The sequence below is a fragment of the Myroides phaeus genome (genome assembly GCF_900099675.1).
GTDB lineage: Bacteria > Bacteroidota > Bacteroidia > Flavobacteriales > Flavobacteriaceae > Flavobacterium > Flavobacterium phaeum.
The window spans coordinates 86592-112312 of sequence record NZ_FNDQ01000003.1; the positions used below are offsets into that span (position 1 = coordinate 86592).

A 25721-nucleotide genomic window follows, 5' to 3' on the forward strand; every position below is an offset into this window, starting at 1 on the left:
ATTATACTAATATGAGAATTAGAAAATTATTATTGGTTTTCTGCTGTATGCTTTTTGTACTACAGTCGTGTAAAAAAGATAAGGGAGAACATTTGAATCTTTCTAATCCAAAACTATTTAGTGAATACATTCTTGGATTTACTTCTGGAATTATTTCAACAAAATCACCAATTGATATTAACATTCCAACTAATTGGAAAAATTGGACACCTAATGAAGAATTAGACAATAGCTTGTTTACAATTACACCTGCCATTAAAGGAAACGTCTATTACCTTGCAAATGATGTAATTCGCTTTCAACCGAGTGAAAGACTTAAACAAGATGAAAAATACCATATCACTTTTCACCTAAATAAAGTTGTTGATACTGAAGAAGCTTTAAAAGATTTTACTTTTATGCTTATGACTGTACCTCAAATTTTCTCTACTGAATTAACAGACCTACAATCTATTAATGATGATGAATACACATTAAATGGAACAATTAATTCAAGTGATTTTATCACTACGGAGGATATTAAAAAGGTGGTTTCTGCAACTCAGGAAAAACAAAAATTAGACATTAACTTTACATCTGACGACAAAACAGAAGCTAAAGAATTTCCTTTTACTATCAATAAAATAAAAAGAAACACAGAAGAAAGCACTGTATCTGTTGAGATAAATGGTAAAGCTGTTAAAGCAAATCAAAAAACAACTGAAAACTACATAATTCCAAAGAAGGATAAATTCTATTCATTTAAAGCTACTCCGGTTCCAAATGATTCTCAATCATTTTGGTTAAACTTTTCAAACCCTCTTAAAAAAAATCAAGATTTTGAAGGGCTAATTGACTTAGATAATAGTGATGCTAAACTAACTTTTTCAACCGACGGAAATGTCCTAAAAGTATATAGTGATAAACCATTCCTTGAAACTGTTAACTTACGTGTTTTTGCTGGAATTGAAGATAACAAAGGGAACAAAACAGAGAAAACAGAGAAGTATGAATTAAAATTTGGCATACTAAAGCCTGATGTACAGCTGCTTAAAAACGGAACCATTTTACCAAGTTCAGAAAACTTAAAAGTGAACTTTCAGGCTACTACTCTAAATGCTGTTGACGTAAAAGTGTACAAAATATATGAAAACAATATTTTACAGTTTTTACAAGAAAACAATATTGATGGTAAATATAGCTTGTATAAAGTAGCTGATCCTATAGCAAAAACAACCATTAAACTTACTAATGCTGATCCAAAAGCATTGTTGAGATACAATTCGTATGCGTTAGATTTATCTACTCTTATCACTCCTGATCCGGGAGCAATATATCGCGTGGAGTTTTCTTTTAAAAAATCTTATTCACTTTATAATTGCCCAGCAAATGAACTTGAAAATACACAAGATAACGATGAGGAAGAAGATATTTTTACGCAAGATTTAGAAGATGACGACGAAGATTATTACTATTACTACTTCGATTGGAATGAAAAAGATAATCCTTGTTCAGACTCATATTATTACTATCACGAAAAACCTGCTACCAATATTTTAGCAAGTGATCTTGGAGTTATTATCAAAGGAGGAAACAATAATGTTTATACAACAATTGTTACAAACTTATTAACTACTGATCCTGTAGGAGCAGCAACAGTAGAGTTTTATACTTTTAAACAACAGTTAATCACTTCTTCTAAAACTGATAATACTGGTATATTAACTGTTAATCTTCAAAATAAAAAACCTGCTTTTGCAATTGTACGAAGTGATAAAAATACAACGTATGTGAAAATTGATGGAGCTAATGCTTTATCTATGAGTAATTACGATGTTGACGGATCTTCACTTCAAAAAGGCATCAATGGTTACATCTATGGAGAACGTGGTGTTTGGCGTCCTGGTGATAATATTTATCTTGATTTTATTTTAGATGATTTAGCTAATCCTATTCCATCTAACCACCCAATCAAGCTAACTTTTTCAGACCCATTTGGAAAAGTAGTGGACCAAATTGTCTTAAAAAAGAACAAGACAAATCACTATTCATTCAACTTAAAAACCAATACTGAATCTCCAACAGGAAATTGGCAAGCAGTTATAAATATTGGTGGTGCTAAATTTTACAAACAAGTTAAAATTGAAACTATTAAGCCTAACCGCTTAAAAATTAAAAACAATATTGAAGGCAAAACAATTAAGAACAATAATAACCAAGTTATAGTTGACTATAACGTACAATGGTTACAAGGAAGTATTGCTCGTAATTTAAAAGCTGATGTTGTTCTAAAATTAATTCCACAAACAACTACGTTTAAAGATTATAAAAATTACCGCTTTGACAATAGTTTAAGTTCTTCTGGCTCACAAGAAATTAATGCATTTGCAGGATCGACGAATAATGAAGGTGATTTTGCATTTCCAGTGAACTTAAATAATGTTCCTCAAAATGCAGGAATGCTGAAAGCTATTTTTACAACAAAAGTTTATGAAAATGGAGGAGATATGTCAACAGATGTTTCTACTGCTACGATATCACCTTACCATACTTATGTTGGAATAAAAGCTCCTGAGGCTAATAAATACGGGTACTATGAAACAGATAAACCTTTAAACTTTAACCTAATTACAGTTAACGACTCTGGAATACCAACTTCTGGTGAAATTGACGTAACTGTATACAGACGTAAAGGTTATTGGTGGTGGGGATCAAATAATGAAGGAGCGTCAAGCTATAGCAGTTCAAATTACTATTCTGTGTACAAAGCTACATCAACAATTTCAACCAAAAATAAAGGACAAGCAAATTATTCTATTACAGTACCTGAACAAGATTGGGGCACATATGAAATTGTTGCTACGGACAAACATGGTAAACATATTGCATCGTCAACATTTTATGTAGATTGGCCTTATTGGTCAGCTAAAACAAAGCACTCTCAAGGAAAAGAAGCAATTTCTTTAGCTATTGCAACGGATAAAAAAGATTATAACACAGGAGAGAAAGTAAAAATATCATTCCCATCAAGTGAAGATGGTAGAGCACTAATTTCTGTTGAAAATGGTTCAAGTGTTTTAGAAACGCATTGGGTAAAAACTCAGAAAGGAGAAACTACTTTTGAGTTAACTACTACTGACGCTATGTCTCCAAATATCTATTTGAATATAACGGCAATTCAGCCTCACGCCTCTACATTAAACAACTCTCCTATTCGTATGTATGGTATTTCGGCTATTAATGTCTTCAATAAAAAGACAAAGTTAGAACCGGAAATAATTATGCCTGACAAATTAAAACCTGAAGAAGAATTTACTTTAAAAGTAAAAGAAAAGAATGGTAAAAACATGTCATATACAATTGCGATTGTAGAAGATGGACTATTAGATTTAACACGTTTTAAAACTCCTACACCTTGGAATACATTTTACAGCAAAGCAGCTTTAGGTGTACGCACTTGGGATGTTTTTGACGATGTAATTGGTGCTTATGGCGGAGCGATAAACCAAGTATTCAGTATTGGTGGAGATGAAGATTTAGGAGCAGGACAAGTAAAAAAAGCTAACCGATTCAAACCAGTGGTTATTCACTTAGGTCCTTTTGAACTTGGAACAGGAAAAACAGCAAACCACAAAGTTAAACTACCAAAATATATTGGCTCTGTAAGAACAATGGTTGTTGCTTCTGATATAAATAACAAGGCATACGGAAGTACGGATAAAACAGTTAAAGTTAATAATCCTTTAATGATATTAGGTTCTTTACCTCGAAGAGCTGTTCCTGGAGAGAAAATAACACTTCCTGTAACTGTATTTGCCATGGAGAACCATGTCAAAAATGTAACTGTAAAAGTAAAAGTAGACGACAAGTTTCGCTTAGAAACAAGTGCTATTCAAGAATTATCTTTTACTGAACCAGATGAAAAAATAGCGTATTTTGACTTAGAAGTCTTACAGAAAACAGGTGTATCTAAAATTGAAATAGAAGCTGCTTCTGGAAAAGAAAAAGCAACTTATGTAGTTGAGTTAGATGTGATAAATCCTAACCCTATAACTGTAAATAGTAAATCTGTTATAATAGAACCAAATTCATCTGCATCGTTAGATTGGGAGAAATTTGGTATCACTGGTAGTAATAAAGCTACTTTGGAGCTTTCTACTTTCCCAGGTATTAATCTTACATCAAGGCTTAATTACTTAATTGGTTATCCACATGGTTGTAGTGAACAAATCACCTCTGGTGTTTTCCCGCAATTATTCTTATCAGATTTTGTTAACTTAAGTAAAACGAAAAAAGAAAATGTACAGCGCAATATTAATGAGGGGTTAAAACAATTAGCTCAACGTCAATTATCAGATGGTAGTTTCCGCTATTGGAGCAGTGATTCATATTCTGATGATTGGACAACTTCCTATATTCTTCATTTCTTCCTTGCAGCAGAGAAAAAAGGATATGCGCTTCCTGTTGGAAGCAAAACTAATGCTATTACATATCAACAAAAAGCTACTCGCCAGTGGTCTTTTAATAGTAGAAGTGCTAATGATTTTGCTCAAGCTTATCGATTGTATACACTTGCCTTAGCTGGTAATGCTGATTTAGCTTCTATGAACCGTTTAAGAGAAACAAATGGAATTTCTACAAATGCTAAATTGCGTTTAGCTGCTGCTTATGCATTAGCTGGACAAAAAGATGCAGCTAACAAGCTTATCGCTAATGCTAAAATCAGCGAGAATGCAAATACGAACTATTATTACTATGGCTCATTTGAAAGAAACCTCGCTATGGCTTTAGAAACTTATGTTTTAACGAAGTCAAATAAAAATACCGCAAATGAATACGCTATTGAATTAGCTAATCGCCTTGGTTCAAATAGTTGGATGAGTACCCAAACTACTGCATTTAGTTTACTTGCTATTTCTTCTTATGTTTATGTACAAGGAAACAAATCGAAAGAAGGAATTGCAGTAGACTATACATTCAACAATAGTGCTAGTAACATCAATACAAAAACAGATTTCTATGAAAAAGAATTGTCACCTATTAATCAAACAAATGCTATAAATATTAAGAACAACAATAGTTCGACTGTTTATGCACGAGTTGCTTACAGTGGTATTCTTCCTGTCGGAAAAGAAAATGTTGAAGAAAGTAAATTGAGTATTAAGTCATTGTACCAAACGACATCTGGCCAGCCAATAAATCCGACTCAACTACAACAAGGTACAGAATTCGTTGCTTATATTACCATCACAAATACAAGTGCAATGAATGTAAACAACGTTGCGTTAACGCAAATTGTTCCTTCTGGTTGGGAAATAGTAAACTTACGTTATACTGATGCTGGTGGTAACAACAATAGTGTGCAACATACAGATATTAGAGATGATCGATCTCAGTTTTACTTTAGTCTACCAAGTAGAAGTTCTAAAACACTAAAAGTCGTTCTTAATGCTTCTTATTTAGGAAACTATTATATGCCAGGTATTTTTGCAGAAGCTATGTATGACAATACCTACAGAAGCAGAACAGCAGGTCAATGGATTCAAGTCGTTAAATAACTAAAATAAATATCAAATAAATACAGGGATTAGCTTCCCTGTATTTTTTCTTTATATGAAAATTACACAATATTTTAATTGGAAAAAGTGGAGTTTGAAAAAGAAAGTATCAATAGTTTTTCTGTCCATACTTGCGATTATTTACTACTTCTCTATTCCTGACAAACTTTTTGACAAACCTTATTCTACTGTTATTGAAAGTAATAATGGTCAACTTTTAGGTGCTCAAATTGCAACTGATGGGCAATGGCGTTTTCCAGAAATTGATAGTGTTCCTTATAAATTTAAACAATGTATAATTAACTTTGAAGATGAGTACTTTCGTTATCATTGGGGATTAAACCCTGTATCTATTACAAAGGCACTTATTTCAAATACGAAAGCAAAACAAATCAAACGAGGAGGAAGTACTTTAACCCAACAAACTATTCGCTTAGCTCGTGATGGTAAAAAAAGAAGTTATGCTGAAAAACTAATTGAAGCCATTCAAGCAACGCGCCTTGAATTCAAATATAGTAAAGACAAAATTCTAAGTCTATACACATCACATGCTCCTTTTGGAGGAAATGTCGTTGGTCTTGATGTAGCAGCGTGGAGATATTTTGGAACTACACCAGAACAATTATCGTGGGCAGAATGTGCTACTTTAGCTGTCCTTCCTAATGCTCCGAGATTAATATATCCTGGAAAAAATCAAGAAATATTACTAAAAAAGAGAAATGCTCTCTTAAAAAAACTATACGATAAGAATATCATTGATGAGAATACTTATCAACTTGCCCTAATAGAACCATTGCCTCAAAAACCCCATGAACTACCCCAGTTAGCTCCTCATTTATTACAATTAGTCGCTAAAAAAAATAAGGAGCAATGCATTACTACAACGCTTGACTATAATATTCAATCGCGATTAAACGATATTATTAAAAACTACTATAACAATTATAAGCAATCCGAGATTTACAATATCGCAGCAATTGTTATAGATGTAGAAACAAGAAATATAATTAGTTATGTGGGTAATTCTCCTACAACAATTGACCATCAAAAAGATGTAGATATAATTCAGGCGCAAAGAAGCACAGGGAGTATTATAAAACCATTTTTATATGCAGCTATGTTAGATGAAGCAGAAATACTTCCTACAACATTAGTAGCCGATATTCCTGTCGTAATATCAGGTTATAAGCCCGAAAACTTCAATAACTCATATGAGGGAGCTGTTCCTGCTAATGAAGCTTTATTTAGATCTTTAAATATTCCTTTTGTACTAATGTTACAAAAATATGGCATTTACAGATTTTACAATCAGTTACAAAATTTACAATTTAAAAGCATTAACAAGCATCCAAATCACTATGGGCTATCATTAATTTTAGGGGGAGCAGAAAGTAGTTTGTGGGAAATTACACGTGCTTACGCAGGTTTAGCTGCAACATTAAATTATTATAATACTTCTCAAGGAAAATATAGAGTAAATGAAATTCAAAACCTAAATTGGAATAAACAACTCACTAATAGCTTTGGAAAAGATACATCGGAAAAAAGCACCTTAGGAGCTGGAGCTATTTACAACACATTTAAGGCCTTAACTTTAGTAAATCGACCAGAAGGAGACGAAGCGTGGAGACATTACGAATCAGCGGTTAAAATAGCTTGGAAAACAGGAACAAGCTTTGGAGGCAGAGATGCTTGGGCAGTAGGAGTTAATAAAAAATATGTTGTAGGTATATGGGTTGGAAATGCTACAGGAGAAGGGCGCCCCTCTATAAGTGGTGTTAGAATGGCGGGGCCTATTCTTTTTGACACATTCAATCTACTACCTAAATCCAATTGGTTTACAGCTCCTCTAAACGACTTAGAGGAAATTGATATCTGTATACTATCAGGCCATTTAGCTGGACCAAATTGTTTATCTAAAAAGGAAATTATTCCTTATAGAGCTAAAAAGACAATGCTTTGCCCCTATCATCAATTAATACATTTAGATAATAGTAAAACATTTCAAGTTAATAGCCAATGTGAACCTATAGAGAACATTGTCAATACCTCTTGGTTTGTATTACCTCCTACAATGGCCCATTTCTACAAAAAGTTCCATAGTGAATATAAAGAGGTTCCTCCGTTTAGAGAAGATTGTTTACAAATAAATGAATTGAATACTATTGAATTCATATATCCTAAACACGGAGATATAATCTACCTTACAAAAGATTTCTATTCTCAATTACAACCATTCATTGCTAAAGCTGCAACGAATAATTCAGAAAAAACATTATATTGGTACTTAGACAATCAGTTTTTAGGGCAAACGGATCTGTTTCACGAACAATCAATACAAGCAGAACCTGGAGAACACTATATCACTATTGTTGATACAAAAGGCAATAGTAAAACAATACAAATTACTTTAAAGAAAAGTAATAATCAATAAACAAAAAACCCGCATTCAAAAGATTGCGGGTTTTTCGTTATTCTGAAAGTTCATTTCCTTTATCATCAAAGAAATGGTATTCTAGGTACGTGTAAGCGTCACGCGGTATTATTTTTACCCACTTCTTAAATTCTAAGAACCATTTAGCTCTTATAGAAGGGAATCCTTTAGTTAAATATGCAGCAACGAATGGATGCGTATTAAGGAATATTTTTTTCGAGTTATCTTTCGAAATAATGCTTTCTAAGTCAGCCTTGATTTTGTCAATTACAAGAATTGGAGCTGCGATTTCCCCATGTTCATTAGGGTCCTCTTCTCTTGTTTCAATATTAACTTCAGGTCTAACACGTTGTCTAGTAATTTGAATTAATCCAAACTTACTAGGAGGCAAGATTTTGTGCTTTGCTTTGTCATCACTCATTTCTTCTTTTAAGAAATCGTAAAGAGTTTTTCTATTCTCTGGATTACCCATATCAATAAAATCCACTACGATAATACCTCCCATATCCCTAAGTCTTAACTGTCTTGCAATTTCTGCAGCGGCAATAAGATTAACTTCAAGGGCTGTATCTTCTTGAGATTGAGCTTTGTTTGAGCGATTTCCACTGTTCACATCAATCACGTGAAGTGCTTCTGTGTGTTCTATGATTAAATAAGCTCCCTTACTCATAGAAACTGTCTTACCAAAAGAAGTTTTTATTTGACGTTCGATATTGTATTTCTCAAAAATCGGAACTTCTAAAGATTGGTAATGTTTAACAATAGAAACTTTTGAAGGAGCTATCTCTTGCAAATAATCCTTCGTATGATAAAACATATCTTCATCATCAGTAATAATACCCGTAAAAGTATCATTAAAAACATCCCTTAATATAGACGAAGCTTTATTAACTTCCCCTAATACTTTAGAAGGATGATGAGCGACAGTTAATTTTTTGCACATATTGTTCCATCGAGTCATCAAGTTTTGTAAATCTCTATCGATATCTTCAACTTTCATACCTTCAGCAACCGTACGTACAATTACTCCGAATCCTTTAGGCTTAATAGACTGTAATAGTTTCTTTAGCCTTTCCTTTTCTTCTTTAGATTCAATCTTTTGAGAAATTGAAATTCTATTTGAAAAAGGAACCAAAACCACATAACGCCCAGCTATTGAAAGCTCAGAGCTAATACGTGGCCCTTTTGTAGAAATAGGTTCTTTTACAATTTGAACCAATAAAGACTGATTAGCACTTAAAACATCAGTAATAACACCATCTTTATCAATTTCTTCTTCAAAAGGAAAATTCTTTAAGGAGTAATCTTTTAATTTACCTCCGCTTACAAGTTTAGTGAACTTTAAAAGAGTTCGAAGATTAGGACCCAAATCGTGATAATGCAAAAAAGCATCCTTTTCAAATCCCACGTGAACAAATGCAGCATTTAATCCTGCAACTGGTTTTCTTATTTTAGCAATAAATATATCGCCTACTTGAAAGCCATCATCTTCACTCTCTTCTCTTTCTCTATGAAGTTCAATTAGTTTTCCATCTTTTAATAAGGCAAAATCTACTGTATCAGAATTCGACCTAATAACTAGCTCTTTATTCAAACTGTACATTTTTATCCATACTCATTCATTACATTCTTATTATTCTATAAACAACAAGAAATGAGTTTGTATAGATGGATTAAACATTAATTGTAGGAATTACCTAAATACTCACCTTAAGGCGCGTATATAACAATAACCTTTTTCTAATAAAAGAAAAAAGTAGTTTTAAACTACTTTTTCTTTTTGTGACGGTTAGCTCTCGCTCTTTTTTTACGTTTGTGCGTTGCTACCTTATGTCTTTTTCTTTTTTTACCACTTGGCATAATGTGTGTAATTTAGAGATTAATAAATTATTTTACTTTTACTTCTGTGTTTGACTTAACGCCTTCTACAAACACCTTAGCTGGTTTGAAAGCTGGGATGTTGTGCGCTGGAATTCTAATTGTTGTATTCTTAGAAATGTTTCTTCCTGTTTTTTCAGCTCTTGTTTTAATAATAAAACTACCGAATCCTCTTAAGTAAACATTTTCACCAGCTTCTAACGACACTTTTACTTCATCCATAAAAGATTCTACTGTCGCTTGTACTTCACCCTTTTCAAGCCCTAATTTTTCTGAAATTTTAGCTACAATGTCTGCTTTCGTCATTTTAGATATAAATTATTTTGTTGTTGTCTGATATTTTTAGAGTGTGCAAATATATTAATTTATATCCCAATAATTCAACCTTAATTGATTAAAATTTAATTATATAAAGTTTTATGTTTGTACCCAATACTTTTAATAATGCTTTTTCATAATAAACTCATTGCTTGGTACTTACAAAACAAACGTTATTTACCATGGCGCGAAACTAAAAATCCATATGCTATTTGGCTGTCAGAAATTATTCTCCAACAAACGCGAGTAGCACAAGGTTTGCCCTATTTTGAGGCTTTTTTAACAACATATCCTACAGTTTTTGACTTAGCTGATGCAAAGGAAGATGATATTATGCGTTTATGGCAAGGCTTAGGATATTACAGCAGAGCTAGAAACCTACACGCAACCGCTAAAAAAATAGCTTATGAACGCAATGGTGTATTCCCAGACAACTATAAAGACCTCCTTACATTAAAAGGTGTAGGTGAATATACGGCAGCAGCTATCGCTTCTATCGCTTTTGACCAAATTGTACCCGTAGTAGATGGAAACGTTTTTAGAGTGCTTGCAAGAATATATGGTATTACCTCAGATATTTCTGCTTCTTCAACTAAAAAAGAATTTCAACTACTAGCAAGTGAATTAATTTCTCCTAATGAGCCTGCTACATTTAATCAAGCTATTATGGATTTTGGAGCAATTCAATGTACTCCTAAATCTCCCCTCTGCCATAACTGCCCTTTTACAAATGACTGTGTAGCGTTTCAAACTAATCAGATTGAAAACCTTCCCGTAAAGTTAGGAAAAGTTAAAGTAAAAAAACGTTATTTAGACTTTTTTATATTTTTAGACAACAACAAAAAAACTCTAATTGAACAAAGGACTCAAAAAGATATTTGGCAACAATTATACCAGTTTCCTATTGTTGACCGATTTGTTGATAATAAAATAGATGTTCACTCTATATTACAAGACAAGTATCCTTCTATAAAGTATGAAAATATTACATTATTAAATACAGAACACATTATTCATATATTATCTCATCAAAAACTGCACATTCATTTTTGGTTAATAAACACCTCTGAAAATATAGATAAGGGAACGTATTGGAAGGACTTAAATAACTTTGGTTTTCCAATTGTAATTCATAACTTTATTAATTCATTAAATCTTAAACACTTAACTAAACAATAGTATGAACGGCACATTAAATAAAGTAACTCTAATAGGACATTTAGGCGATAATGTAAAAATGCACTATTTTGAAAATGGAAATTGTATTGGTCGATTTCCAATTGCTACTAATGAAGTTTATTTAAATAAAACAACAAATGAAAAATATACTTCTACGGAATGGCATAATCTTGTAGTAAAAAATAAAGCTGCCGAAATGTGTGAAAAATACTTAAGTAAAGGAGATCGTATTTATGTTGAAGGTCGTATTCGTACACGTCAATGGCAAGCCGAGGATGGGACTCAAAGACAAACAGTAGAAATAATGGTTACTGAATTTATGTTTTTAGATACTAAAAAAGATAACGACAACAAAAATAAAACTGCTTTTGACGCTGAGAAAAAAGCAAATATTGATAACTTTAACATCCCTAAAGAATCAAATAACGATGATTTACCTTTTTAGGGTAGTGCCTTAATTTTTAAAATTTAAAATTTAATGAAGTTATATTTTATAGGTTGTTTATTTCTATTGACTCTTTTTGCATCTTGTAAAGAAGAAACAACCCCTAAACCAAATGCTTTCTTAGCTTTAGAATACCCAACACAAGAGTATTCAACATATGTTAGTAATTCGAATTATCAATTCGATCAAAATAAATGGGCTCAAATAAAAGAAGGAAAAAAGAATTCTTTAGAAATTCATTATCCACAAATGAAAGCTACAATCTTTTTAAATTATAAACCTGTTGAAAACAACTTGAATCTATTATTGAAAGATGCACAAAAATTGACTTATGAACACTTTGTAAAGGCTGATGAGATTGTAGAACAACCTTTTGTAAATCCAAATGCTAAAGCTTATGGTATTTTTTATGACGTAAAAGGAAATGCTGCTACCAATGTACAGTTTTACGCAACTGATAGTGTAAAAAACTTTTTAGTAGCTTCTCTATATTTCTACGCAAAGCCTAATTATGATTCGATCTTACCAGCTACTGACTATGTTAAAAAAGATATGAGGAGAATTATGGAGTCTTTAGAATGGGTAAACAATACACCTTTATCCAAATAGAATAAATAATTCTTTTACCAATATTATACAAGCCCTCTGAAAAAGCAGGGCTTTTTATATGTTTTATCATTACAAATTGAAGTCTATACAGTTAAAAATATGTTTTTATATATAGTAAAATCTCTCAATAACAATTCCAATCATCTTTTATATGGCTTTTGCACTAATATAAATTACTAAACACTAATTTATATTGAGATAATTCAATCTCAACTAAAAACAATCTATAACGATCAAATAACTTATAACTATTATTGACAACAATAGTACAAATTAGATTATCGACCGATATAAAAAAAGTAACCAATAAAAAAACTATTTTATTGGTTACTAAATATATTACACTCTCATACTATTTACTCTCTTCAACTTGCATATTCTCTACTTTGTAGATTCCGTTTGCAATTTTCTCTACTGTCTTTGTTAATGACTCTGAGTTTTGCTTAGCATCATCAAATTCAACAATAGCCGTTTTAGAATCAAAATCAACTTTTGCTTCTTTTACACCATCTAAACCTGCTAATTTTCCTTCAATTAATTTAGCACATCCTATTTCGCAAGTCATTCCTTCAATCTGAAATGTAGCATTCTCTACTTTTCCAGCAATTTCTTTAGAATCTGTAGCAGTTGTTGTTTGCTCTACTATTTCTCCTTCTTGTACTTTAGTTTCACTCTTACAACTAACCAATGCAGTTGCTCCAAGAATTGCTACTAAAACTGATTTTGTTACTTTCATTTGAACACTTTTTTTAAATTCTACTAATATAAAGGTACAAAAATAAAAAAAAGCAACTGAAATTCAGTTGCTTTTTTATTCTTATGATTTAGATTATCAATTATTTAAAATCTGCGTCTGTTACTCCTTCGTTAATTTTAACATCAGAAACATTCACTTCTAAATCAAATCCAACATTCATAGTTTGTTTGAACGGAAACTTTATTCCTTTTACTTCTTTATAGTCTCCCATATAAATAGCTTGAGTCATAGTTTGTCCTCCTTGTTCTACAGTTGTAATCGTAGCTACTTTAAGTCCAGAATCGACATCGTAATAATGCACTGATTTACCAACTTTTAATCCTATTGCATCTTTACCGTTAATTGCTTCAACTCCTGTTAAAGTAACAGTAGTATCTTTTTTCCAGTTCAACTCTGCAAAAGGTACTGCTCCCTGTTGTGCTTCAATTAAGTCTGCTCCTTCTAATGGTATTTTTTGTCCTTGTGCAAGAACAAAACCTTCCTTAGGAGTAACTATTTGTTTTGACATTACATTCCCCATCATCTTCTGTTCAGACATAGCATATCCTTTCTTAACTTTAGATACAATTTCTAATGTCATCCCCTGTACTGATGCTGAACTTACAGATGCAATACTCTTTACATCTAACAATTTCTTTTCTCCACCAATTGCAGTGATGTATTTATCTAACAAAGTAGCTACTGTAACTCCTGCTGGAATTTCTTTCTTAAAAACAGGTTTTTCAACAGCGTCTGCCTCTTTACTATAGAAATATACTGGTAATCCTAATTTTTCTAATCCGTCAATTACTTCTGCACCTTTTCCTACAATAATAATACGCATATTATCTTTCAAGAAATATTTTTGAGCTGCTTTTTGAACATCTTGTGCTGTTACAGCATTAATGTTTTTAATATAGTTCTCATAAAAGTCTACAGGTAGCTTGTGTAATTCTTTATTTAATGCATAACGAGCAACGGTAGCTGGTTTCTGAATTTCCATAACGAAGTTACCTACATACTTTGCTTTAGCCATTTTCAGCTCTTCGTCTTTAACTAAAGTCGTACGCATCAAGTCAATTTCTTTAATAAATTCAGTTACGGCACTATCTGTAACAACATTACGTACAGACGCACCCGCTCTAAATTTACCTGGATATTTACGAGCTGAACTGATTGACGAATATGCTCCATACGTCCATCTGTGTGCTTCACGTAAGTTTAAAAACAAACGTCCTTCTCCTCCTCCTCCAAGAATTTGATTTGCTAAAATTGCAGCAAAGAAATCCTTGTCTGTCATTTTTAATTCCACTTCATTTACCAATGCAATCTCTGATTGAACAGCATTTGGCATATCTACGAAGTTAATTTGCGTTTTTGCAACATTTCCTTGCATAGTATATTTCTCGTACTGAGTTTTATTACTTTTCCACCCTTCAAATAATGAACGAACCAATTTCTCAGTTTTCTTATAGTCAATATCTCCAACTACTACCAAATAAGCATTCTCTGGAGAGAAATACTTTTTATAATAATCTTGAACATCTGCTAAAGTAATATTTTGAATGCTTTGTTCTGTTTCGAACTCACCTGCTGGAGAATTTTTTCCATACAATAAAGCATCTTCTACACGACTTGCGATTGCAGACACACTCTTTTCTCCTGATTTAATCCCTTCAATAGCCTGAGCTTTTACTTTTTCAAATTCCTCTTCTGTCAAAATAGAATTTAAAGCCCCATCAGCTAATAATGAAAGAATTTTTTCATTGTATTTTGACAACCCACTTGCAAAAGCACCATTTGAACTAAATCTAATATTTGCCCCTAAGAAATCAATCTCTTCAGTGAATTGCTCCTTCTTCATTTTCTTAGTTCCATTTCCTAACATTTGAGAAAACACAGATGATACACCTGCTTTATCTCCTTCAAAAGTTAATGGATTATCTATCGTCAACGAATAAGACACTCTCGGTAATTTGCTATTTTGAACAACCAAAACTTTCATTCCATTTTTTAATACAAATGAAGTTGGTTGATTAACGTGAACAATTGGCGCTGGTCCTGGAGCTGGCTGTTTTCTTTCTTGTGCTTGAGCTTGCATAGCAACGAATGCAAAAGCTAAACTCGCTGCATAAATATGTATTTTTTTCATTTTACAGTTTCTATTTAATTAGTTATTAGCTTTTTTCTCTGGAACGTAATCTAAAAGTAATCTTTGATTTTTGTTCAAGTATTTTTTAGCTACTTCACGGATCTCCTCTCTTGTTACACTTCTATAAATATCTATATTAGTATTAATCAAGTTCACATCTCCATATAATAAATAGTAAGTTGCCAAATTGTGTGCTAAACCTTCTACATTGTCATTTTGATCAACATATTGTTTCTCAAAAATGTTTTGTAATTTTTGAAAATCGCGTTCAGAAATCAACTCTGTTTGTAGCTTTTCAATCTCTTCATCAATCTCCTTTACTAAGTCAGCTGATGTAAAACCTTGCATTGGAATTCCATAAATAAAATAAATTCCATAATCTTCTTGACTAAAGCTAAATGAAGACATTTCCAAAGCCATTTTCTTTTCATCAACTACCTTTTTGTAAAGTCTTGAACTTTTACCCCCAGATAAAACAGCAGAAATCATATCTAAAACTCTTGCTTCACGTGTTTTCATTGATGGAGTTCTATACGCTTCAACAACCATTGGTAATTGAATATTTGGATCTTCAAATTCAGCTCTTATCTCCTTTGTAATTGCATCTTCTTCTACTTTTGTACGAGTCACAGATTCACCTTTAGCAATCGGTCCAAAGTATTTTTTAATCCAATTCTTTGCTTGGTCTTTTTCAAAATCACCTGCAACAACTAAAACCGCATTGTTTGGGATGTAGAACTTTTTATTAAACGCTAAAAACTCTTCTAAAGTTGCAGCATCTAAATGTTCCATTGACCCAATAGGAGCCCAACGATAAGGATGTTTTTTAAATAAATTCTTTTTAACTTCCGTAAATAATTGTCCATAAGGTTGGTTATCTACACGTAGTCTCTTTTCTTCTTTAACTACTTCATTTTGTGTATCTACACCAATTTGATTAATTACTGGATGCATTAATCTTTCAGATTCCATCCATAAAGCTAATTCTAAATTATTCGAAGGAAATACTTCATAATAATAAGTTCTATCATCTGACGTATTTGCATTATTTTGTCCTCCGTTTGCAGTTACTAATTTAAACCACTCTCCGCGTTCAATATTTTTTGTTCCTTCAAATAATAAATGCTCAAAAAAGTGTGCAAACCCAGTTCTTTCTGGATTCTCGTCTTTTGCACCTACGTGGTACATAACTGAGGTAATAACTACTGGTGCAGACTTATCTTGATGTAAGATAACGTGTAGACCGTTGTCTAAAGTGTACTGATCGAATTCCACTTTTTGAGCTGAAGCCGATATTCCAAAGAATAAAGCACTTAAAATCAACAAAGATTTTTTCATTCTACAAATATTTTGAAATTAGGTTATAATCGTATTAGTATACCTTATAACAAATATGTTACACTTTTTATAAAATATTTTTCATATTATCTCATGAAAACATAAAAACTCAATCATCCAGTGTGATTTATAAAAAAACACATACGACATAACACAAACAAAATACGCTATTTATAGACTTGATATTTCTACAATCAATAGATATAATTTACAATTGTTTGCGCTTTTAACGTTGACTAACTGAAAATCATTCATTTACAAACAAAAAATACTAAAGGTTGTCTTCTACTTTCTTTTGTATATAAAAAAATAAGTTTATATTTGCACCCTTAATTAACATCTTAATTTATTGTTATGTACGCAATCGTAGAGATAGCAGGGCAACAATTCAAAGTTAGCAAAGACCAAAAAGTGTATGTACACCGTCTTGCATCAGAAGAAGGAACTCAAGTTACTTTTGACAAAGTTCTTTTAATTGATGACAACAACAACATCACTTTAGGCGCCCCAGCTATAGAAGGTGCTTCTGTAGAAGCTAAAGTTTTACAACACCTTAAAGGTGATAAAGTAATCGTTTTCAAAAAGAAAAGAAGAAAAGGTTACAAAAAGAAAAACGGTCACAGACAATCTTTAACTCAAATTGTTATTGAAGGAATCAATGCAAGTGGAGCTACAAAGAAAGCAACCAAAAAAGAGGCTGTAGCAGCTGAGTAATTAACATCTAAATTTTAAAACGTCATGGCACATAAAAAAGGTGTAGGTAGTTCTAAGAACGGTAGAGAATCAGAATCGAAACGTTTAGGCGTTAAGATTTACGGTGGTCAAGCAGCTATCGCTGGAAACATCATCGTTAGACAAAGAGGTTCTAAGCACAATCCTGGTGAAAACGTTTACATGGGTAAAGATCATACTTTACATGCAAAAGTTGACGGAGTGGTTAAATTCCAAAAGAAAAGAGACAACAAGTCTTACGTTTCTATTTTACCATTTGAAGCTTAAGAATCATTATTTGTTCTTTTAGAACAAATATTAAACATAAGAAAAGGCGCCTAATTAATTAGGCGCCTTTTTTTGTACATATATAGAATGAAATTAAAATTCATAATTAAGAAATAGTTGTATAGCTTAACTTCTTTATTCTACCCCAAAATCTAAAACAGATCACCTACAAAAGTTAGGGATTCATAAAAAAAGATTAACTTATCCTACTTTCCTTTCCTATCGAAGAGTTTTATAAAAACATTCGTATGCCTACAATTAAAGTTATCAATACTTTTATAAGAACGTTATTTCAAAAGTGCTTAAAACAGAATTAACGCAATCTTATTATAAACTTCTTTGATACTTATTTCACACAAGTACCACTCAAGTACCACACACTTTCGGAAAAAAGACTTTTTTCCGAAAGTGTGTGGTACTTGAGTGGGAGATGTATCGAACAAAGTACGTCTAATACCATACTTAATTATAGTCTTTATCATAATAACAATTCAATATATAACATTTTAAGGCTACGCTTAATTTATTTCTTATTGCAAAAAGATATTTATACTTACTTTCCAAATTTTGAGCTTAATCATCGAAAACAGTATTCAATTTCTATTTCGCTCAATAATATTTATAATCATTCTAAAATAAACTCTTTTAGTAATTTATTTTTCTTTACTCACACTACTTTATACACTATAATTCCCCTAAAAAACAATACAAATAAAATCATAAACAACTAAACAACAGCAATTTATAATTATTATTTAGAAATAATACAAATAATTATTGTTTATTGATTATTATTATTTATTTTTGGTCTAAATAATTATAACATAATAACACTATTAAATATGAAATTAACCAAACTATTTTCAGCATTTGCAATTTGTGCCTTTTTACTGACAAGTTGTTCTAATGACGACAGTAATGAACCTATTAGAGTTGATCAAAAAGACCAACAAGAAATAGGAAAAGAACTATCTTTTAAAGGTGAATTCATTTATGCACATTCAGGAATGCCTATCCCTTTTACATTTGAAAAAAATTCTATTACAATGAATATGTCACAAATGGCTGGAAGCGGACAAGGTGATTACAAATACAACATTCTAACCGTATACAAAAACAAAGAGGGAGTATTAAAAGTTGTAACTAAACACGAAAAAGAGTCACAATACAAAGCTTTTTTCCTAAGAAATATAAAAGACGAATCATTAGATATTAATATTGATTACACTTTTAAATCCGAAATAGAAGCTATTAAAACAAATTACCCTTCAAAAGCAGGAGGAGCTTTAGACCACGCTAATAACCAATTTGGATGGTTATTACTAACTAAAAAAGGTAGTCAATCTACTGCTATCAACTTACCCGTAAATGGTAAATATGTTTTCACACAAGGACAACATTCTTATTATTACAACTTCACTAATGAAACTGTAAACTTTAATGGAAGCTACGATATGAAAGTTTTAGCTCACAATACATCAACAAATAAAATTTTACTTCAAGGTGTTGATACAGAAAGAAAAGATTTCTTCTATGTTATACAATTAAAAAACATCAAAGAAAATAATGTAGATATAGCAAGAGCTACTTTTAATGAAGGAGAAACTAAAAAGTTAGCTGAAAAAGAATTTGCTGGAATCGAAGAGTTAAAAAACAACTTTACAACTTATACTAAAGAGGATAAATCAGGTACTGTTATTAATTTAAAAGGAACTTATGGTTCAGAAATAATAAAAGATAAAACAACTGGTAAACCACAAGCACAGTATGTATTTAAAGTTGGTGAAGGTACAGAAGCATTCTTATTTAGAGCTGATATGGGATCAGGCTTCGGTGATTCTGCTTCTTTTACTCTTAAAAAAGTAGCTACTGATGAGAAAAAAGGTCAATTAATTTACGAAATCACAGGTTCAACAGGATACTATTCAGGAAGAACAGGGCAATTTCTGACAATTTACTTCAAAGATATTTCTGCTGATGGAAACAAAGCAACCTTCGCTATTGCAACTAAAAATGGTAAAAACTCTGTATCATCAAGTCAAGGTGATGTAATCGGTAAGACTATCGAAGAAGCTAAGGCTATCAAGGCTCCTGAAACTAATCTAGTTTGGGAAAATGATATGATGAAATATGCACATTTGTGGATACCTACAACTAAAGAGTAATCTTTTCATAATTTTTAAGCTTCAATAAAAAGTGCACTACATTATAAATAATGTAGTGCACTTTTCTATTAATTATGATCTACTCCCTTTATCATATGATACAGCTCTAAGGCTTTACCATCTGTTAGCATAGATATAAAATGACAAATACTCATTAAGCGAACATATAAACTATCACTTTCCACTATATACTTATCTGGTAATAAAGTTAATATCAACGAATCGTAGTGTGTCTCTTCACCGTAAAAACTATTATTTGTTGCTGTTGTAAAACTATCCAGCAACGTATTAATAACACGATACCCTACAATTTCTTTTTCAATTACCTCTTTACTTTGATAAACCTTATTAATACTAACTGCTAAAATATCTTTCATCTGAGCAATATAGCTACACTTTTCAGTTAATGCATGTGGAAACTCCCCTGCCATAATCTTATCTTCATTTTCTAAGAAAACACGACTTACATCTTGAATAAGACTCCCTACAGCTAACGCTCTTAAATAACTAACCCTATCTTCTTTTGAAGTTAATTGAGAATAGGTTTGTGGATTAATGCTATTCTGTACAATCTTGATTAAAAACTCTAAAGCATGTTCTTCAGGAATCCATCCTAAATTAATTCCATCTTCAAAGTCGGTGATAGTATAACAAATATCATCTGCTGCTTCTACTAAGTATGCTAAAGGATGACGGAAGAAAGCAACCTCCGTACGATCAGCTTTCATTAACAATCCTAACTCACTTGCAACATCAATAAAAGCCTCTTTATCTCCTTGAAAGAAACCAAACTTCTTATCAGACACATCACGAGTTGGTTTCTTAGGCAAACTCTCTTTTGGATATTTCATAAATGCACCTAATGTTGCATAAGAAATGCGTAATCCTCCAGAAATACCTGACCGACTTTTCGTAAGAATACTAAAACCATTGGCATTCCCCTCAAAGTCAATCAAATCTTGCCATTCTTTATCTGATAAGTGTTGCTTATACTTCTCTCCTTTACCTTTTTTAAAAAAATCACCAATAGCTCTTTCCCCTGAATGTCCAAAAGGCGGATTACCAATATCGTGTGCTAAAGATGCAGCTGCTACAATTGCACCAAAGTCATTAACTGTATAACCAAATTCTTCCGCTAAGTAAGTATATTTATTTAAAATACTTGATCCTACTATTCTACCTAATGAACGACCTACAACAGATACTTCTAAACTATGTGTTAGGCGCGTGTGCACGAAATTAGTTTTTGAAAGCGGTATAACTTGTGTCTTATCTTGTAAACTACGAAAAGGTGATGAAAAGATAATTCTATCATAATCGACTTCAAAACCAATTCTTGTCTCACTCTCATCTAATCTATGTCTTACAAAAGTGTCGCCATGTTTTTTCAACGAAAGCAACTTTTCCCATTTCATCATAAGCTTTTTTATTCTTTTTAATTACCTAAAGCTATCTGCTTTGTGATAATGTTATCTTTAACTGTCTTGTGTATATGATTTTTTGCTTCTGCATACGATATATTATAAATACGCTCTATTTGACAATACTCCTCTGGATATTGACTTAACATTTTATCATAATACTTATCTAATGCAACTATTGAGGGAGCTTTATACTCCAAATGGATTTCAAAACGTCTTATTAATGCCTCATCAATCATATGAATTTGATTTGTAGCTGCCATTAAAATAGACTTTTGTGGTAAATTATCTATCAATTGTAAAATAGCATTAACCACACGTTTCATTTCACTATTATCCTTATTGTCATAATCACGAATCTGTCCTAAAGAATCAAACTCGTCAAAAAAGAGTACAGAACTTTCATACTGAATCTCTTTAAAAAGACTTTCAATATTTTTAGCTGTTTCCCCTAATTTAGAAGAAACTATAGTTGCTAAATTGACGATAATAAGTTTTTTATCTAATGTTTTAGCAATAGCTTTTGCAGTCATGGTTTTCCCACATCCAGTCTTACCATAAAGTAATATTTTATTGCTAACGGGCAAATTATACTTAGTTAGTATTTCCCTATACTTATATTCTTTTAAAAATTGCTCTATTTGCGAAGCCACATTTTCATCAAACATTACGTCATCCAAAGACACTTTGGTTCGATCTATATAATACAAAGAACTCATAAACTTAATAATAAGATTAGAACATTAATGCAAACAAATATACCGCTTAAAATCCGCAGATTATAATTGTAAAAAAGATAATAGAATTAAATATGAACAATTTGTTCATATCTCAAATAGAAAAGCTTCTAAACTCTGTGTATTAATGAAAACATACTAAGAGAAGTCTTATTATAAGAAATTTCCCCGAAGTGTAATTTTATATAAGACCATTTCACCTTTTTTATCTCTAAAAAAATCAAAATGATTATTGCGGTATTTTCCTTGATTTTCCTCTTTAACAATTAGTTCAAACATTGGAAACAATTCCCTCCTCCACACATTTGTGGTGTTATAATAATAAACAAAATCTTCAATGTCTATCTGTCCATCATCGACATATCCTCCCCAATTATCAACTCCATAACTCAATTTAATACTTTCCTCTCCTACTTGATCTACTAACTTAAAAAGCCTTTTCAACTCCCTACCATATTTACTCAATAAAGCTCCACCTTTGCCTACTTCATAATCCCCAATACTTCCATTGTCAATCTCTATATTAACTATTGTATTCTCATTGGTAAAATCAAGCCACTCTTTCCCTTTACTTTTTGGTAAAAACTCCTCTTCAATAAATTTCTTGAAATATCCTTCTAAATTTAAAAAGTTATAATATTTACTGTTTACACCTAACAAACTCGAATAACATTCGTCTTGAATAGGTTGATCTGTAATTGATAAACTATACATATCTAAAACTTTATTTGGCTCCAACATCTCATCAACCAAGACTGTACCATCAGGCTTTATCAACCTCGTTTTGCCTCCTTCAAAAACAATATGATCATCTCCACTACGTCCTATATTTCTAACTTTTACATCACTTAATGCATAAAGTACTCCATTGTGAACTCGAGATAGACTGCTGTAAATCGGTAAAAGAACAATCTCTCCTTTGTCGTTATACAACCCTACTAAATTCGTTTGCTTATCTCTAAAGCGAATATACCCCTCACTTTCAAAATCAGGGGCTCCTACATCATAATAAAAAACTTGTTCTTGATTAATCACTAAATCACTGCCATCATCTTTTTGAATCAAATAATAAGTCGATATCCCTTCTTCATTATCATCCATAATTGTTCGAATACGATTAGATGAAGCGATACAACTTGATATATCAACTACTTTTCCGGTACTGTATATAATCTTTTGCCCAAAAACAGATAAACTTCCTAATAGAAACAAATAAGCTCCAATAATCTTTTTAAACATATTATTTGCCTTTTAAAACAATAAAAATACACTAAATAAAATATGTTTTAGTGAAACTCTTATAAACAACAAAGCCCAAGTGTATATACTTGGGCTTTGTAAATATTTTAAACGCTGAAATTATGCACCGCACATTTCACAATCATCTTCTTCATTAGATGCCATCTTTGCTCTTTCAACCATTACTCGATACTCTTCAGCTGAAATTGCAGAAGGTTCTACTACATTAATTGAATTTGCTTTCTTTTCATTATTCAACGTAAACTTAATTGCATCAACCGCAGACTTTGTTCTCAAATAATACATACCTGTTTTAAGTCCAGACTTCCACGCATAGAAATGCATTGATGTCAACTTAGCATAATTTGCTCCTTCCATAAACAAGTTCAACGATTGAGATTGATCGACAAAATAACCACGTTGACGAGACATATCAATAATGTCTTTCATACTCAATTCCCAAACTGTTTTATACAATTCTCGAATATCAGCAGGAATATAATCAATGTGTTGAATTGAACCATTTGCTCTCATAATTTCTTGCTTCAAGTCTTCATTCCACAAACCTAAATCAACTAAATCTCTCAATAAATGTTTGTTTACAACGATAAACTCTCCTGATAATACACGTCTTGTATAAATATTAGACGTATAGGGTTCAAATGCCTCATTGTTTCCAAGTATCTGAGATGTTGACGCTGTTGGCATAGGTGCTAACAACAAAGAGTTTCTAACCCCATTTTTAACAACTTCCTGACGTAAAACATCCCAATTCCATCTACCACTCAATTCTTCGTCTTTAATACCCCAAAGGTTAAATTGAAATTCTCCTTGTGAAATCGGAGATCCTTCAAATGTGGAATATGGTCCTTCTTCTTTCGCCATCTCCATCGATGCAGTTACTGCCGCAAAATAAATAGTTTCAAATATCTCTTGGTTTAATTGCTTTGCTTTTGGACTTGTAAACGGTAAACGCATTAAAATAAACGCATCTGCCAATCCTTGTACTCCTAAACCAACTGGTCTATGACGCATATTCGAATTATAAGCCTCTTCTACAGGATAATAATTACGATCAATAACTTTATTCAGATTACGCGTAATTCTCTTTGTAACGTCAAATAAATAAGCGTGGTTAAATTCTCCATTCTCAACAAACATTGGAAGTGAAACTGACGCTAAATTACAAACTGCTACTTCATCAGGAGAAGTGTACTCCATAATTTCTGTACACAAGTTTGACGAACGGATTACACCTAAATTCTTTTGATTTGACTTACTATTCGCAGCATCTTTATAAAGCATATAGGGTGTTCCTGTCTCAATCTGGGCATCTAAAATAGCTTCCCAAAGTTCGCGTGCTTTTATTGTACGGCGTCCTTTTCCTGCTTGTTCATAAGACAAGTATAATTGTTCAAACTCTTCTCCATAAACATCACAAAGACCAGGGCATTCATTAGGACACATCAATGTCCAAGTACCGTCAGTCTCAACGCGCTTCATAAATAAGTCGTTAATCCACAATGCCAAGAATAAATCACGAGCACGCATTTCTTCTTTACCGTGATTTTTACGTAATTCGATAAAGTCAAATACATCTGCGTGCCAAGGTTCAATATAAATAGCGAAACTACCTTTTCTCTTTCCTCCTCCTTGATCTACATAACGTGCTGTATCATTAAATACACGCAACATCGGCACAATACCATTTGATGTACCATTAGTTCCTCTAATATAAGAACCTGTTGCTCTAATATTGTGAATTGATAATCCAATTCCTCCAGCTGATTGAGAAATCTTCGCTGTTTGTTTTAAAGTATCATAAATTCCCTCAATACTATCATCTTGCATTGTTAACAAGAAACAAGAAGACATCTGTGGTTTTGGCGTACCAGAATTAAATAAAGTTGGTGTAGCGTGTGTAAAATACTTTTTAGACATCAACTCATATGTTTCTAAAACTGAATCAATATCATCTAAGTGAATACCTACGGCAACACGCATTAACATATGTTGGGGTCTTTCAACAATTTGACCATTTAAACGCAATAAGTAAGAACGTTCTAATGTTTTAAAACCAAAGTAATCGTAATTAAAATCCCGTTGATAGATAATCGATGAATCTAATCTATCTGCATTATCCATAATTACACGATAAACGTCGTCAGCAATTAATGGTGCCTCTTGACTCGTTCTTGGATTAACATAGCGATATAAGTCCTCTACAGTTTCAGAGAAAACTTTTTTCGTATTTTTATGTAAATTAGAAACTGCAATTCTCGCGGCTAATAAAGCATAGTCAGGATGAGATACTGTCATAGACGCTGCAGTTTCAGCTGCTAAACTATCTAATTCAGACGTACTAACTCCATCATATAATCCTTCAATTACGCGCATAGCAACCTTTACAGGATCAACCAACTCATTTAATTCGTAACATAATATTCTGATTCGATCTGTAATTTTATCAAACATCACAGGCTCTCTTCTACCGTCTCTTTTTACTACAAACATCTCTTTCTTTTAGCTATTTA

The 25721-nt window shown here is 32.0% G+C and carries 16 protein-coding genes and 1 pseudogene; 8 read left to right on the plus strand and 9 right to left on the minus strand.

The genetic code is table 11. The features are described 5' to 3' along the window. Window positions 1–11 precede the first annotated feature (11 nt). Together BLT46_RS02350 and pbpC are read left to right on the plus strand one after the other, a co-directional pair. Complete coding sequence (locus BLT46_RS02350) at window positions 12–5537, plus strand: alpha-2-macroglobulin family protein (RefSeq protein WP_090405598.1); 5526 nt, start codon at window positions 12–14, stop codon at window positions 5535–5537. A 55-nt stretch (window positions 5538–5592) separates the two neighbouring features. Then, window positions 5593–7971 carry a penicillin-binding protein 1C gene (gene pbpC, locus BLT46_RS02355; RefSeq protein WP_090405601.1) on the plus strand — a complete coding sequence of 793 codons (2379 nt, stop codon included), beginning with the start codon at window positions 5593–5595 and terminating at the stop codon, window positions 7969–7971. A 37-nt stretch (window positions 7972–8008) separates the two neighbouring features. Here the strand turns inward: pbpC and BLT46_RS02360 are convergent, their stop codons facing one another. Together BLT46_RS02360 and BLT46_RS02365 are read right to left on the minus strand one after the other, a co-directional pair. Continuing rightward, window positions 8009–9565: an Rne/Rng family ribonuclease gene (locus tag BLT46_RS02360; RefSeq protein WP_090405921.1), complete on the minus strand. Its 1557-nt coding sequence runs from the start codon at window positions 9563–9565 to the stop codon at window positions 8009–8011. A gap of 293 nt (window positions 9566–9858) precedes the next feature. Continuing rightward, entirely contained in the window at window positions 9859–10155 is a 297-nt protein-coding gene (locus BLT46_RS02365; RefSeq protein WP_038986039.1) for an HU family DNA-binding protein, read from the minus strand. A gap of 138 nt (window positions 10156–10293) precedes the next feature. Between BLT46_RS02365 and mutY the strand changes: the two genes are divergently transcribed. The 3 genes from mutY to gldD are packed head-to-tail and all read left to right on the plus strand — an operon-like array spanning window position 10294 to window position 12400. Next, window positions 10294–11346, plus strand: coding sequence for an A/G-specific adenine glycosylase (gene mutY / locus BLT46_RS02370; RefSeq protein ID WP_090405603.1), 1053 nt, complete (start codon window positions 10294–10296; stop codon window positions 11344–11346). Window position 11347: 1 nt separating this feature from the next. Continuing rightward, window positions 11348–11791, plus strand: a complete 444-nt coding sequence (locus BLT46_RS02375; RefSeq protein ID WP_090405606.1) for a single-stranded DNA-binding protein — start codon at window positions 11348–11350, stop codon at window positions 11789–11791. A 33-nt stretch (window positions 11792–11824) separates the two neighbouring features. Beyond that, entirely contained in the window at window positions 11825–12400 is a 576-nt protein-coding gene (gene gldD / locus BLT46_RS02380) for a gliding motility lipoprotein GldD (RefSeq protein ID WP_090405609.1), read from the plus strand. Between the two features lie 352 nt (window positions 12401–12752). Here gldD and BLT46_RS02385 read toward each other — a convergent pair whose 3' ends face one another. The 3 genes from BLT46_RS02385 to BLT46_RS02395 form a co-directional block, all read right to left on the minus strand. After that, window positions 12753–13136 carry a heavy-metal-associated domain-containing protein gene (locus BLT46_RS02385; protein ID WP_090405612.1) on the minus strand — a complete coding sequence of 128 codons (384 nt, stop codon included), beginning with the start codon at window positions 13134–13136 and terminating at the stop codon, window positions 12753–12755. A gap of 100 nt (window positions 13137–13236) precedes the next feature. Then, entirely contained in the window at window positions 13237–15288 is a 2052-nt protein-coding gene (locus tag BLT46_RS02390) for a M16 family metallopeptidase (RefSeq protein ID WP_090405615.1), read from the minus strand. 18 nt (window positions 15289–15306) lie between these two features. Then, window positions 15307–16626: a M16 family metallopeptidase gene (locus tag BLT46_RS02395; RefSeq protein WP_090405617.1), complete on the minus strand. Its 1320-nt coding sequence runs from the start codon at window positions 16624–16626 to the stop codon at window positions 15307–15309. A 354-nt stretch (window positions 16627–16980) separates the two neighbouring features. Between BLT46_RS02395 and rplU the strand changes: the two are divergent. The 3 genes and pseudogenes from rplU to BLT46_RS02410 all read left to right on the plus strand — a co-directional run. Next, a pseudogene (gene rplU, locus BLT46_RS02400) lies at window positions 16981–17337 on the plus strand (50S ribosomal protein L21); the annotation flags it as partial. 27 nt (window positions 17338–17364) lie between these two features. Continuing rightward, window positions 17365–17625 (plus strand): 50S ribosomal protein L27, encoded by a 261-nt coding sequence (gene rpmA, locus BLT46_RS02405; RefSeq protein WP_090405633.1) that lies wholly within the window; start codon window positions 17365–17367, stop codon window positions 17623–17625. Between the two features lie 842 nt (window positions 17626–18467). Next, complete coding sequence (locus BLT46_RS02410; protein ID WP_090405635.1) at window positions 18468–19790, plus strand: hypothetical protein; 1323 nt, start codon at window positions 18468–18470, stop codon at window positions 19788–19790. 68 nt (window positions 19791–19858) lie between these two features. On the opposite strand, the gene dgt is transcribed toward BLT46_RS02410, so the two are convergent. The 4 genes from dgt to BLT46_RS02430 all read right to left on the minus strand — a co-directional run bounded on the left by dgt (window position 19859) and on the right by BLT46_RS02430 (window position 25701). Then, window positions 19859–21208: a dGTP triphosphohydrolase gene (gene dgt / locus BLT46_RS02415; RefSeq protein WP_090405638.1), complete on the minus strand. Its 1350-nt coding sequence runs from the start codon at window positions 21206–21208 to the stop codon at window positions 19859–19861. Window positions 21209–21225: 17 nt separating this feature from the next. Further along, on the minus strand, window positions 21226–21930 hold the full coding sequence (locus tag BLT46_RS02420; protein ID WP_090405641.1) for an AAA family ATPase: 705 nt from the start codon (window positions 21928–21930) through the stop codon (window positions 21226–21228). 171 nt (window positions 21931–22101) lie between these two features. Next, window positions 22102–23187: a hypothetical protein gene (locus BLT46_RS02425; RefSeq protein WP_090405644.1), complete on the minus strand. Its 1086-nt coding sequence runs from the start codon at window positions 23185–23187 to the stop codon at window positions 22102–22104. 120 nt (window positions 23188–23307) lie between these two features. Next, on the minus strand, window positions 23308–25701 hold the full coding sequence (locus BLT46_RS02430) for a ribonucleoside-diphosphate reductase subunit alpha (protein WP_090405647.1): 2394 nt from the start codon (window positions 25699–25701) through the stop codon (window positions 23308–23310). Between the last annotated feature and the right edge of the window lie 20 nt (window positions 25702–25721).